Raw genomic sequence first — 14,243 nt, 5'->3', positions numbered from 1 at the left:
TTTACAATTTTTCTACATCTTTCAACTTAACGGAGACAATCTTAGAGACACCAGACTCTTGCATGGTTACCCCATAAATGGCGTCTGCTGCTGCCATTGTCCCCTTGCGATGGGTCACAACGATAAACTGGCTGGACTTGTCAAAGCGATTGAGATAATCCCCAAACCGTTTGACATTAGCCTCATCAAGCGCCGCTTCAACCTCATCCAAAATCACAAAGGGAATGGTTTTGACACGGATGATTGAAAAGAGCAGAGCTAAGGCTGACAAGGCCTTTTCACCACCGGACATGAGATTGAGGGATTGAATTTTCTTACCTGGTGGCTGCACCGAAATCTCTACTCCAGCAGTCAAAAGGTCGCTCCAAGTCAGAATCAAGTCTGCCGAACCGCCACCAAACATTTGCTTAAAGGTCAATTGGAATGACTCGCGAATGGCATCAAATGTCACTTTGAAGCGCTCTTTTACCTCGTCGTCCATATCGTTGATTGTCGCTAAGAGCAAATCACGCGCAGACAAGACATCTTCACGCTGGCTAGATAGAAAGGCTAGGCGGCTATTGACTTCATCGTATTGTTCGATAGCATCCAAGTTGACCGGTCCAAGGGCACGAATGGCGCGCTCCAAGTCCTTGAGTTCCTTTTCAGCACTAGCCAAGTCTTCCAAAGTTTTCGCTTGCTGGTCGGCTTCATCAAAACTCATCTTGAAGTTCTCTGTCAGATTCAAGACCAGACTACGAAGCCGCTGTCCACCTTGCTCTACATCCTCTTCTAACTTGGCTTGACGACGAATAAGATCATCATTTTTCAGACGGGCTTGCTCCAAGTGACCTTCCAAATCTTCCAAACTTCCCTCAATATCCTCAAGCTCAAATTTCAAGCGTACAAGAGATTGATTGATATCCGTTTTCTTAGCTTGAGCCTGCTGAAGCTGCTCTTCCAACACTTCTAAGCTCGTGTCATCCATAGCCTCGATTTTTTGGTCAATAATGGTCTGCAAAATAGAAGATTCATGTTCAGCTTGACCAATTTCTTCACTCAAACGCTTGGATTCTGTCTGGGCAAATCGGATTTCACTGGTCAGTTGATTTTCTTCCACTTTTAACTGAGACTGAGAATTCTGTAGTTTTTGCAAACTCTCCTGAATGGCATCGCGATTGTGCTTCACTTCCTCGATTTGTCGATTTAATGCTACTTTTTTCTGTGCAAAATCTACCAAAGAAGCTTCCGTAGACACTTTCAATTCTTGTAGCTCAGAAAGATTGCCACCTGCAACTTGTCCCATTTGCAATTCGTACAAGCGGGTAATATCAGACATCCGCTCAAGAATTTGCTCGTGCGATAGGCGGCATTTCTGCTCTGCTAATCGAGCTGCTTCGCCCTCTTCTTTGATGGATTCTATGCGAGTACGGACCTCATCCAAGGCATCTTTCACGTCGGCAACTTGTATTTCCTGACGGCGCAAGTCGGTTGATAATGCCTCAATCTCTACCAACAACTCATCCAATTCAGGCTTGATAAAGGTTGTGTTTTGGTTGCGATTGGCACCACCGGCAAAGGCACCACCTGGACGGATTTCTGAACCGTCTAAGGTTACTATTCTAACTTGGAAACGTGTAGCTCGCGCTGCTTGGTTGGCATGGTCAATCGTATCAAAAATTGCCGTCGCCCCCAGTAAGTTTTGGAAAATATTGGCCAAACGAGGCTCGTAAGAAACCAACTCATCCGCCCTCCCCAGATAACCTTGGGTCGCTTCTAATGTCTGTAAAAACTGGCCCGCAATTTGGCGCGGTTTAATGGTCGTAACAGGCAAGAAGGTCGCCCGTCCCTGACGATTTTGTTTAAGAAAAGCAATGGCACGCTTGGCAACCGCTTCATCTTCTACGATGATATTCTGGCTAGCACCGCCCAAGGCAATTTCCAAGGCAGTTTGATACTGAGTATCAAAGGTCAAATGCTCACTGACCGCTCCGATAACCCCACCCAGCTGTTCCTTGGCTTGCAAGACCGCTTTAACACCGGCATAGAAGTTGGAATGATTCTTCAAAATCGCTTCTAGACTGGCCTGACGCGCTCGTTTTACCTTCACTTGGTCCAGCAAATCAAACATACTTGCTTGCTCCTGCTGATACCGGCTTTCCGCATCAACAAGTTCTGCTCGAGTCGTTTCATAACTAGCAAGAAGCGCCTTAAGAGTTTCCTCTGCAAGAGTCAATTCTGCTTGGCTTTTTTCTAATTCTTGCTCTGTCTTTTGCCGACTCTCCTCTAGTTTTTCCAATTCTTGAGACTGGCTTTCAGACTGATGGATTTGATTGGCGATTTCTTGCTCTAATTTGGTTAATTGATTGGACTGGTCAGCTTCTGCCTGCATGAGTTTGACAAACTGCTCCCGCAAGTGTTCAATCACTTGATCTGAATCCTCTGAAAAATGCAAAATTTCTTGAGAAACTTGAGTCAAGCGCTCGCGTACTACCTGCAGATCCTTTTTCAAATCTGCTTCATGAGATTCTTTTTCTAGCAGCTGCTTCTGCAAATGACCAAGCTTTTCAGCCAAGCCAGCCAGGCGCTCCTGAGCGTCTTTCTTGCTGGATTCATTTTGACTGGATTCCAGCTGATGAACTTCAATTTTTCGTTCCAAATCACTCACCAGACGTGTCACATCCAGTAAACTATTTTGCTCTTCATCCAGCTTCTCGGCAAATTGATGCCGCTTGCTCTTGAGTTCTTGATTTTCTTTCTCAAGTTGATCCCGTTGGGCATAGTACTCTGACAGCTCAGCACGTACTTGAGCTAGACTTTCTTCTTTGGCAGTCAACTCTGCTCGTCCACGACGAATCTGCTCTACCAAAACATCCAAGTAAAGCTCGCTTCGCTTGCCATCTAATTCTAAAAATTGTCTCGCAACTTGAGCTTGCTTTTCAAGCGGTTTAACCTGATTATCCAGCTCATAGATGATATCTTCCAAACGATCTAAATTGTCTTGAGTTTGGGACAATTTAGTCTCTGTCTCTTTTTTCCGAGTCTTGTATTTTAAAACGCCAGCAGCTTCTTCAAAAATCGCACGGCGTTCTTCCGGCTTAGAATTGAAAATTGCTTCCACACGACCTTGGGAAATGATTGAAAAAGAATCACGCCCCAGACCAGTATCCATGAAGAGATCGTGAATATCCCGCAGACGAACCTTTTGTCCATCAATCAGATACTCACTATCCCCCGACCGATAAATATGACGCTCAACCTTGATTTCAGCTGAACGATTGGCAATAAATCCCTTGCTATTGTCCAAAGTGACCGCCACTGAGGCATAATTGAGCGGCTTACGATTTTGAGTCCCAGCAAAAATTACATCAGGCATCTTGCCACCACGCAGACTTTTTGCGGAAGATTCCCCCAAGGCCCAACGCAGACTCTCTGTGATATTGGATTTTCCAGAACCATTTGGACCAACAACTGCGGTAACCCCTTGGTCGAACACCACTTTGGTCTTATCCGCAAAGGACTTAAACCCCTGCATCTCAATTGATTTCAAATACATTAGGAACGAGCCTCCACAGCATTCTTAGCGGCAGCTTGTTCTGCCATCTTCTTAGAACGACCAACTCCGCGACCGATGACTTGATTGTTGGCAGCGACTTCCACTTCGAATACCTTCTCATGTGCTGGTCCTGTCTCGCTGACAACCTTGTAGGCAATCTCAATTTCGCCATTAACCTGCAACATCTCTTGCAAAATCGTCTTGTAGTCTGTCACACGTTCAAAGGTGCCATTTTCCAGATGCGGAACCATGACTTGATAGAGGAATTTTTCAACCACATCCACCCCTTGATCCAACAAAAGAGCTCCTAGAAATGCCTCAAAGGCATCCCCTAGAATGGTTTCTCGGCTCCGACCACCGGATTTTTCTTCCCCTTTTCCTAAAAGAAGGTAGGCGTCAAATCCACAGGAACGCGAAAAGCCTGCCAAACTCTCCTCACGCACAAAGCTAGAGCGCATTTTGGACATTTCGCCCTCTGGTTTTTGAGGATACCGTTTGTACAGGTATTGAGATATGATCAGTTGTAGAACAGCGTCTCCTAAAAATTCCAAGCGTTCATTATGTGAAATTTTTAGAAGGCGGTGCTCATTTGCGTAAGAGGTGTGGGTAAAAGCTGTCTCAAAAAGACTCAAATCTTGTACGTGAATTCCAAATTCTCTCGCTAATTTTTCTCGTAAGTTTTCCATAAAAACTCCTTTTCATCAGTCCTTTTATTATACCATAAATCTAGCTGTCATCCTGTATTTGACCAGTAAAAAAAAAACACGACTGAAGCCGTGTTTCTGTATTAACCAAGATATTCTTTTTGAAGCTCAAGCACTTCTTCTGCTGTTGAACATTCTGTAAGGGCACGGTTTGCGTACTCTTCCATTTTAGCAGTGTCAAGAGTCTTCATCAAGCTACGTGTACGAAGTACTGAAGTAGCTGACATTGAGAACTCATCCAAGCCCATTCCGACAAGAAGCGGAACTGCTTGTTGGTCACCAGCCATCTCACCACACATACCAGCCCATTTACCTTCAGCGTGAGCTGCTTTGATAACGTTGTTGATCAAACGGAGGATTGATGGGTTGTATGGTTGGTAGAGGTATGATACTTGTTCGTTCATACGGTCTGCAGCCATTGTGTATTGGATTAAGTCGTTTGTACCAATTGAGAAGAAGTCAACTTCTTTTGCAAATTGGTCAGCAAGCATAGCTGCTGCTGGGATTTCAATCATGATACCTACTTGGATATCATCTGCAACGGCAACACCTTCTGCAACCAATTTCGCTTTTTCTTCGTCGAATATAGCTTTAGCTGCGCGGAATTCTTTAAGAAGCGCAACCATTGGGAACATGATACGAAGTTGACCATGTACAGATGCACGAAGAAGGGCACGAATCTGTGTGCGGAACATAGCGTCCCCAGTTTCAGAGATAGAGATACGAAGAGCACGGAATCCAAGGAATGGGTTCATTTCATGTGGAAGGTCGAAGTAAGGAAGTTCCTTATCACCACCGATATCCATTGTACGAACCACGACTGGTTTGCCGTTCATGCCTTCAAGTACAGCTTTGTAAGCTTCGTATTGCTCATCTTCAGTTGGGAAGTCTTGTGAATCCATGTAAAGGAACTCTGTACGGTAAAGACCAACAGCTTCAGCACCGTTATCGTTTACACCTTCAACGTCTTTAGGTGTACCGATGTTGGCTGCCAATTCAAAGTGTTTGCCGTCAGCTGTTACAGTTTGAGCATCTTTCAGAAGAGCCCACTCAGCTTTTTGTTTAGCATATGCTTCACCAGCTTCTTTGAATGCTGCAATTTGTTCTTCTGTAGGATTGATGATGACTTCACCAGTAATACCGTTAACAGCAAGCATGTCGCCGTCTTTAACGATTTCAGTGATGTTGTTTGTACCAAGAACTGCTGCGATTTCAAGCGTACGCGCCATGATAGCAGAGTGACTTGTACGACCACCAATGTTTGTTACGAAAGCTTTTACAAATTGTTTGTTCAATTGAGCAGTATCAGAAGGTGTCAAGTCATGTGCAATCACGATTGACTCTTCATCGATTGTTGCTGGGTTTGGCAATCTTGCACCAAGAAGGTGAGCCAAGACACGTTTTGCAACGTCGCGGATATCTGCAGCGCGTTCTTGCATGTATGGATTGTCTTCCATACCTTCAAAAATCGCGATGAACATATCTGTTACTTCTTTCAAACCAGTTTCGGCGTTTGTTTTCTTAGCACGGATCGTTTCTTTGATTTGACCAATCATTTCTGGGTCAGCAAGAACCATCAAATGAGCATCGAAAACCGCTGCGGCTTCTTCACCGAGGCTGTCTACTGCGTTCGCACGAATAAGAGAAAGCTCGTCTTGCGACGCCGCCAGAGCAGCATCTAGACGAGCTTCTTCTGCATTTGTATCTTCAACTGAAACAGTTTCAAATGACAAATCTGGTTGAACTAGTAGATATGCCTTAGCAACAGCAACACCGTCGGATGCTGCAATCCCTTTAAGCATTTCTGTCATAGTCTTATGCCAATCCTTCTTTGTCCATTGTTTCTGAGATAGCTGCGATAGCGTCATCAGCATCTGCACCTTCAGCAGTGATTGTTACATCAGCACCTTGACCAACACCAAGTGACATAACACCCATGATTGATTTCAAGTTAACTGATTTTTCTTTGTAGTTCAATGTAATATCTGAAGCGAATTTGCTAGCAGTTTGAACAAGCAAAGTTGCTGGACGTGCGTGGATACCTGTTTCTGCCACAATGTGGAAATCTTTTGAAGCCATGTTTGGTTTCTCCTTTGTTTTTTCAAAAATTGTAGGTTACTTGTGATAACCCTTACAATTCTATATTATACCATTTCTCACTTTCATTTTCAAGAATTTTCTATGCTACATTCAAATTTACAGTTTCAGAAAACAAGATTTCTCTATAATCTTTCAATGATTTTTTTAGAAAATTCCGAAGTGGAAAGTGCGTCTTTTCCAATCATTTGCGCAAAGTCAGCTGTGACTTGCCCTGATAAAATAGTCTCTTCGACTGCACGTGTAATCCGCTGCCCCGCTTCTTTCCAGCCTAGGTAATCCATCATCATGACAGCAGACAAGAGCAAGGAGCAAGGATTTGCCTTATCTTGACCAGCGATATCTGGTGCCGTCCCGTGTGTCGCCTCAAAGACAGCATGACCTGTCATATAGTTGATATTGGCTCCTGGCGAAATACCAATCCCTCCGACCTGAGCCGCTACCGCATCGCCGGCGTAATCACCATTGAGATTGGTTAAAGCCACGACTTGGAAGTTTTCAGGGTGAAGAAGAATTTGCTGCAAGAAATTATCCGCAATGATGTCATTGACAAGAAGACGACCGTCTGCTAATTCTCTGGCAAATTCACGCTGGGCTAACTCGTAGCCCCACTTACGAAAACCACCTTCTGTGAACTTTTGAATATTTCCCTTATGAACAAGAGTCACTGTCGTCAAGTCATTGTCAAGGGCGAACTGTATTGCCGAACGAATCAGGCGTTCCGAGCCTTCTTGGGAAATGGGTTTTATTCCGATGGCCGATGTCTCTGGAAAGCGGATTTTAGTGACAGCCATTTCTTCTTGTAAAAATCGGATAACTCGCTCTACTTCTGCAGTTCCTTTTTCCCACTCGATACCCGCGTAGATATCTTCCGTATTTTCTCGGAAAATGACCACATTGGCCTTTTCAGGCTCCTTGAGCGGACTAGGAACTCCCTTAAAATACCGGACAGGCCGCACACAGGCAAATAAATCCAATTCCTGACGAAGCGCCACATTGAGCGAACGCATGCCCTCACCAACTGGCGTCCCAAGCGGTCCCTTGATAGCTACCAGACTCTCTTTGATAACTTTCAAAGTCTCCGTCGGCAAAGACGTTCCTGTCAAAGCAACAGCTTTTTCTCCAGCCAGAACTTCCTGCCAGGCAATAGAATACTGACCATCATAAGTCCTCTCAACTGCCCTGTCAACGATTTCTTGCACATTTTTCCAAATATCCTGCCCGACACCATCTCCTTCTATATAGGAGATAATGGGATGACTAGGCACCTGCAAAATGCCATCTTTCATGAAAATCTTCTCTGCCATACTTACCTCCGATTGATTGGCATATAAACCAAGTCTCTTTGCCCTGCATAATGCGAACGCGGCCGAATGAGTTTGTTATTTTTCTTTTGCTCTTGCACATGAGCAATCCAGCCTGACATCCGACTCATAGCAAAAATCAAGGTAAAGATGTCACTGTCAATTCCCAGCACATGATAAACCGTTGCCGAGTAAAAGTCCACATTTGGAATCAAGCCCTTTTCATGGCGAATAAACTCTTCTACTTCTTGGGATAAATTGTAAAACTCTTCATCATCCGTTCCTTGAGTCAGCGCCAGCGCCATTTCTTTTAAATATTTTTGCCGCGGATCAACCGTCTTATAAACCCGATGACCAAACCCCATTATCTTTTTTTTAGAATCCAACTTCTGACGCAGGTAACTCTCTGTATCACCAGACTCCCGAATATCCACCAGCATGTCGAACACTCGTTCATTGGCACCTCCATGAAGCGAACCTTTCAGCGTACCGATAGCTGTCGTCACACAAGAATAGATATCTGTCAAGGTCGAAGCCGTCACACGCGCCGCAAAAGTCGAAGCATTGAGCTCGTGGTCTGCGTGGAGAATGAGCGCCTTATTAAAAGCTCGCACTTCCAATTCAGAAGACTCTTCTCCCTTTAGCATATAGAGAAAATTGGCCGCAAAACCCAAATCCTCCCTCGGAGCAATGGGAGTCAAGCCCTGACGAAGCCGCGCAAAAGTAGCAATAATGGTCGGCACCTTGGCCATAATCTGGATGGATTGGTCGTACATGGCCTCAATCGAATTTTCCTCCGCATGAATATTGTAAACACCCAAGAGGGAAACCGTCGAACGCAAAACACTCATAGGATGGAGGTGCTTGCGCGACTGGATAAGAATGCACTGCTCCACTGCATCTGAAATCGCATACTCCTGTCGCAGGCGTTCTTCAAAATGATTGAGTTCAATCTGCGTTGGCAGATGCAGATTCCACAAGAGATAAATGACCTCCTCAAAAGAGGCATTATTCTCCATAAACTCAGAAATATTGTAGCCCGCATAGGATAATTCATCATTTTCGATGGCACTGATTCGCGTATCACAGGCAATCATATCCTTAAGACCCATACTGTCTGTCATGCTAATTCCCCCATTTTTTTCTTGACAACCATCGGCAAAATACCGCCGTAGCGATAATAGCGAATATCCGCATCTGCATCAAATCGTACTTTAACTTTAAACTCCTTGACGCCCTCAGCACTGACTGCTCGCACAGTGACGATTTGCCCAACTCTTACCTCCTCCGTCACATCAATATCAAATCGTTCTGCTCCTGTCAGACCAAGACTAGCTACACTGTCTCCCTCTAAAAACTGCAGAGGCAGCACACCCATCATGACCAAATTGGAACGGTGGATACGCTCAAAGGATTCTGCCAGCACTGCTTTGACCCCAAGAAGACTAGCCCCTTTTGCTGCCCAGTCACGACTAGAACCCATTCCGTAGTCCTTGCCTGCAATAATCAAACTTCCAACACCCGCTTCCTTGTAGGTCATAGCGGCATCATATATAGGAAGAATCTCGTCATCATACTTGGTCCAGCCACCAATTTTCCCGTCAGCTAGCTCATTCTTGATGCGGATATTGGCAAATGTCCCCCGCATCATGACTTCGTGGTTTCCACGGCGACTACCATATGAGTTGAAATCTTGGTAATCAACCCCATTTTCAGCCAAGTACTGAGCCGCAGGACTGGTACGTGCGATATTTCCCGCTGGTGAGATGTGGTCTGTGGTAACCGTATCTCCAAACTTAGCCAGAACCGCTAGATTTTTCAAAGGAGAAATAGTCAAATCTTCCTTTAACTCATCGAAGTAAGGCGGATTTTGGATGTAGGTCGATGCTTCATTCCAAGCGTAATTTTTCCCGGTGCTGGTCTCAATGGCATTCCAACGTCGACTGTCCGTAAAGACCTGCTTGTACTCTTCTTCAAACAAATCACAGGTCACATACTTGTCCACATAGGCTGCAACTTCTTCCTGCGTCGGCATGACATCGTCTAAATAGACAGCTTGTCCAGCCTCATCATATCCAAGCGGTCCTGTCGTCAAGTCAATATTGATAGTGCCCGCCAGAGCGTAAGCCACTACCAGTGGCGGACTAGCTAGAAAATTGGCCTTGACAAGCGGATTGATCCGTCCTTCAAAATTTCGATTGCCAGATAAGACACCAGATACCAGCAAATCTTCTGACTTGATAGCTTCAGCTACCTCTGGCAAAAGATCACCCGAGTTCCCGATACAAGTCGTGCAGCCATAACCCACCAAGTTGAAGCCGAGTTGATCCAAGTATGCTTGCAGACCAGAATTGCGCAAGTACCCTGTCACCACTTTTGAGCCCGGTGCCAGCGATGTTTTCACAGCTTTTGAAACCTGCAATCCACGCTCAACTGCCTTCTTAGCTAGAAGTCCCGCTGACATGAGAACGTAGGGATTGGAAGTATTGGTACAAGAAGTAATAGCTGCGATAGCGACGTGTCCTGTTGAAATTTCCACGTCCTCTGTCGCAAAGTGTACCGTCGCTGATTTGGCAACTTCGTCATCAGTCAAACCAAAGCCACGAACACCGACCTCACGCACTAAGCTGGCTTGAAATTCTTCCTTGGCATCTGTTAGGGCAATCAAATCCTGAGGGCGTTTTGGCCCCGAAATTGCTGGTACAATAGTCGACAAATCAAGCTCGATAACCTTTGTATAGGTCGGCGTCGTATTTTCATCGTAAAAGAGATGATTCGCCTTAGCATAGGCTTTTGTCAAACGGATATGCTCCTCCGAACGATTGGTCAAGCGCATGTAGTTGAGCGTCTCATCATCAATAGGGAAATAACCACACGTCGCGCCATATTCAGGTGCCATATTTGAAACTGTCGCACGATCTGCTAAGGACAGACTAGCCAATCCTAGACCAAAAAACTCAACGAATTTACCGACTACATTTTCCTGACGGAGGACCTGCGTGACCTTCAAAGCTAAATCCGTCGCAGTTGCAATCTTCGGCAAACGCCCCGTCAAACGAACACCGATGACTTCAGGAACAGGGAAATAAGACGCTTCACCTAGCATTGCCGCTTCGGCCTCGATGCCTCCGACACCCCAGCCTAAGACACCAATCCCGTTAATCATGGTCGTATGGCTATCCGTCCCAAACATAGAATCTGGGTAAAGTAGACCATCCTTTTCAATAATCACATCGCTCAAAAACTCGATATTAACCTGATGAATGATACCAGTCGCTGGTGGAACCGCACGATAGTTGTCAAAAGAATTTTCCGCCCACTTGAGAAATTCATAGCGTTCATTATTGCGAGTGAATTCCAAAGCCATATTTTCCTCTAGAGCCGTATCCGTGCCGAACACATCAACCTGCACACTGTGGTCTACAACTAAGTCAACTGGAATTTCTGGATTGATAAGGTCAGGATTGCCGCCACGTTTAACAACCGCATCCCGCATAGAAGCCAAATCCACCACCACTGGAACCCCCGTAAAGTCCTGCAAAATCACACGACTAGGCTTGAAAGGCACTTCTCCTTTGGGTGCACTCGCCTGGTAACGAATAAGCGTAACAATGTTATATTTTGTAACATCCACACCATCTTCTTTCCGTAATAAACTTTCAAGAAGAATACGTACTGTATAAGGAAGAGTAGAAATATGCACACCTTCATTTAAGCAAGCAGTCGCTATATCAAAATATGAAAATGAACGAGATCCGTCTGTTATGATTTTCTTTACCTGTTCCATCATCTCAAAACCTCCGTTTTCTATTGGGGATATTATACAATATTCTGAAAATTATTGCAATATTATTTTGATTTCTGCGTTATAATTTCTAACATATAAATAACTTTTGAAAACACTGCCTCTCTTTCATGAAATTCTCTGTCAGCCACAAATGCCTATTCAATAAGGTTTGCACTATATATTGTGTATATACTGTTTTCAGCACCCAATATTTAGTTTTTCTCATTTGACTTTTGCTCTTTTTCAGTGTATTCTAGTACAGTATTAAATTTAAGGAGAAAATGATGGTAACTGTCTATTCAAAAAATAACTGTGTCCAATGTAAGATGACAAAACGCTTTTTAGATGAAAAAAATATTGAATTTAAGGAAATCAACCTCGACGAACAACCTGAATTCATCCAACACGTCAAAGACTTAGGTTTCTCAGCAGCTCCTGTTGTGGAAACAGAAACCGAAAGTTTCTCTGGATTCCAACCAAGTAAATTGAAAAACCTTGTGGGTTAATTCCTTTTTTAAGATTTAGAAAGAAAAAATTATGAGCTTGAAAAACTTGGGAGACGTTTCTTACTTCCGTCTCAATAATGAAATCAATCGTCCTGTAAACGGACAAATCCCTCTTCATAAAGACCAAGATGCTTTGGCTGCATTTTTTAAGGAAAATGTTGAACCAAATACCATGAAATTCGATACTATGGCTGACAAAATCGAATATTTATTGGAAGAAAACTATCTTGAAAGTGAATTTTTGGCGCAGTACAGCGCAGACTTTATTGAAGAATTAGCTGCATTTTTGAAATCACAAAACTTTACATTTAAGTCTTTCATGGCGGCCTATAAATTCTACAACCAATACGCTTTGAAAACCAACGATGGTAGCTTCTACCTTGAAAGCATGGAAGACCGCGTCTTGTTCAACGCTCTCTATTTTGCAGAGGGAAATGAAGAATTAGCCAAAGAGTTGGCAAATGAGATGATCCACTTGCGCTACCAACCTGCGACACCAAGTTTCTTGAATGCTGGTCGTGCTCGCCGTGGAGAATTGGTATCTTGTTTCCTCATCCAAGTGACGGATGATATGAACGCTATCGGTCGTTCCATCAACTCTGCCCTCCAACTCTCTCGTATCGGAGGTGGCGTTGGGATTTCGCTCAGCAATTTGCGCGAAGCTGGTGCCCCGATCAAGGGATACGACGGAGCCGCATCTGGTGTCGTGCCTGTCATGAAACTGTTCGAAGATAGCTTCTCCTACTCTAACCAACTCGGTCAGCGTCAAGGGGCGGGGGTTGTCTACCTGGATGTCTTCCACCCAGATATCATCTCCTTCCTTTCTACTAAGAAAGAAAACGCTGATGAAAAAGTACGTGTTAAGACCCTTTCCCTCGGAATCACTGTTCCAGATAAATTCTACGAATTGGCACGTAAAAATGAAGATATGTACCTCTTCAGCCCATACTCAGTCGAATTAGAATACGGTGTACCTTACAGCTACATTGACATCACTGAAAAATATGACGAACTCGTTGCTAACCCACGTATTCGCAAAACAAAAATCAAGGCCCGTGATTTGGAAACTGAAATCTCAAAACTCCAACAAGAATCTGGCTACCCATACATCATCAACATTGATACAGCTAACAGATCAAATCCAGTAGACGGAAAAATCATCATGTCCAACCTCTGTTCAGAGATTCTTCAAGTGCAAAAACCAAGTGTCATCAATGACGCTCAAAAATACCTGGATATGGGAACTGACGTATCATGTAACTTGGGTTCGACTAACATTGTCAACTTGATGCAATCACCTGATTTTGGAAAATCAATCCGTGTGATGACACGCGCCTTGACTTACATCACTGACCATTCTGACATCGTTGCTGTACCAACTGTTGCCCACGGGAACAAACAAGCCCACTCAATCGGACTCGGTGCCATGGGACTTCACTCTTATCTCGCACAAAATCTCATGGACTACGGTTCAGCTGAAGCTGTCGAATTTACAAACATCTACTTCATGCTCCTCAACTACTGGACTTTGGTAGAATCAAACAACATTGCTCGCGAACGCAAGGAAACTTTTGCTAACTTTGAAAAATCAGACTACGCTAACGGCACTTACTTCGACAAATACGTAACTGGTGCCTACCAACCAAATTCTGATAAAGTCAAAGGGCTCTTCGACGGCATCTTCATCCCAGACGGACAAGATTGGGCTGCTCTCCGTGACAAAGTCATGGCAGATGGTCTTTACCACCAAAACCGTCTTGCGGTAGCGCCAAACGGATCGATTTCTTATATCAATGACGTATCTGCTTCTATCCACCCAATTACACAACGGATTGAGGAGCGTCAAGAAAAGAAAATCGGTAAGATTTACTATCCTGCTGCTGGACTTTCAACTGAAACTATTCCATTCTACAAGTCGGCTTACGATATGGATATGCGTAAAGTGATTGATGTCTATGCTGCTGCAACAGAGCACGTGGACCAAGGTCTTTCATTGACACTTTTCCTTCGCAGCGAATTGCCAAAAGAACTCTACGAATGGAAAACCGAAAGCAAACAAACCACTCGTGACCTTTCTATCTTGCGCAACTACGCCTTCAACAAAGGCATTAAGTCTATCTACTATGTCCGCACCTTTACAGATGACGGTGAAGAAGTCGGCGCAAACCAATGTGAAAGCTGTGTGATTTGACGTAGCAAGAAGGATTGGAGCCTTAGCTCCTAAGCCTTCTACGCCAAGCACTATGGTGCATTGGCTAGCTACCTCACTAACTGCGCAAAAGGTGTATGATCGACACCTTTTACTTCGTG

Annotated in this window: 9 protein-coding genes; 2 read left to right on the top strand and 7 right to left on the bottom strand. The window is 44.3% G+C overall.

The window, feature by feature from the left end; genetic code table 11:
- Window position 1: 1 nt before the first annotated feature.
- The 7 genes from smc to acnA form a co-directional block, all read right to left on the bottom strand.
- Entirely contained in the window at window positions 2-3,535 is a 3,534-nt protein-coding gene (gene smc, locus J2T50_RS01260; RefSeq protein WP_253362858.1) for a chromosome segregation protein SMC, read from the bottom strand.
- The gene (gene rnc, locus J2T50_RS01255; RefSeq protein WP_253362856.1) at window positions 3,535-4,221 is read right to left on the bottom strand and encodes a ribonuclease III; all 687 of its coding nucleotides are present in this window, start codon (window positions 4,219-4,221) and stop codon (window positions 3,535-3,537) included. The genes smc and rnc overlap by 1 nt, the downstream gene beginning before the upstream one ends.
- Before the next feature lie 101 nt (window positions 4,222-4,322).
- Window positions 4,323-6,050, bottom strand: coding sequence for a phosphoenolpyruvate--protein phosphotransferase (gene ptsP, locus J2T50_RS01250; RefSeq protein ID WP_253362854.1), 1,728 nt, complete (start codon window positions 6,048-6,050; stop codon window positions 4,323-4,325).
- 4 nt (window positions 6,051-6,054) lie between these two features.
- On the bottom strand, window positions 6,055-6,318 hold the full coding sequence (locus J2T50_RS01245; protein ID WP_049617645.1) for a phosphocarrier protein HPr: 264 nt from the start codon (window positions 6,316-6,318) through the stop codon (window positions 6,055-6,057).
- A gap of 143 nt (window positions 6,319-6,461) precedes the next feature.
- The gene (gene icd, locus J2T50_RS01240) at window positions 6,462-7,643 is read right to left on the bottom strand and encodes an NADP-dependent isocitrate dehydrogenase (RefSeq protein ID WP_253362852.1); all 1,182 of its coding nucleotides are present in this window, start codon (window positions 7,641-7,643) and stop codon (window positions 6,462-6,464) included.
- Window positions 7,644-7,645: 2 nt separating this feature from the next.
- Window positions 7,646-8,764, bottom strand: coding sequence for a citrate synthase (locus J2T50_RS01235; protein WP_253362850.1), 1,119 nt, complete (start codon window positions 8,762-8,764; stop codon window positions 7,646-7,648).
- Entirely contained in the window at window positions 8,761-11,430 is a 2,670-nt protein-coding gene (acnA, locus tag J2T50_RS01230) for an aconitate hydratase AcnA (protein ID WP_253362847.1), read from the bottom strand. Before acnA ends, J2T50_RS01235 begins: the two co-directional genes overlap by 4 nt.
- 281 nt (window positions 11,431-11,711) lie before the next feature.
- On the opposite strand from acnA, the gene nrdH reads away from it, so the two are divergent.
- Together nrdH and nrdE are read left to right on the top strand one after the other, a co-directional pair.
- Window positions 11,712-11,933, top strand: coding sequence for a glutaredoxin-like protein NrdH (gene nrdH, locus J2T50_RS01225; protein WP_253362845.1), 222 nt, complete (start codon window positions 11,712-11,714; stop codon window positions 11,931-11,933).
- Between the two features lie 31 nt (window positions 11,934-11,964).
- Window positions 11,965-14,124, top strand: coding sequence for a class 1b ribonucleoside-diphosphate reductase subunit alpha (gene nrdE, locus J2T50_RS01220; RefSeq protein WP_253362843.1), 2,160 nt, complete (start codon window positions 11,965-11,967; stop codon window positions 14,122-14,124).
- Window positions 14,125-14,243: the final 119 nt, after the last annotated feature.

Source organism: Streptococcus gallinaceus, from assembly GCF_024170225.1.
In the GTDB taxonomy this organism is placed as follows: domain Bacteria; phylum Bacillota; class Bacilli; order Lactobacillales; family Streptococcaceae; genus Streptococcus; species Streptococcus gallinaceus.
The sequence above is the reverse complement of the archived record's forward strand: the minus strand, read 5'-3'. Positions and strand labels throughout refer to the sequence as shown.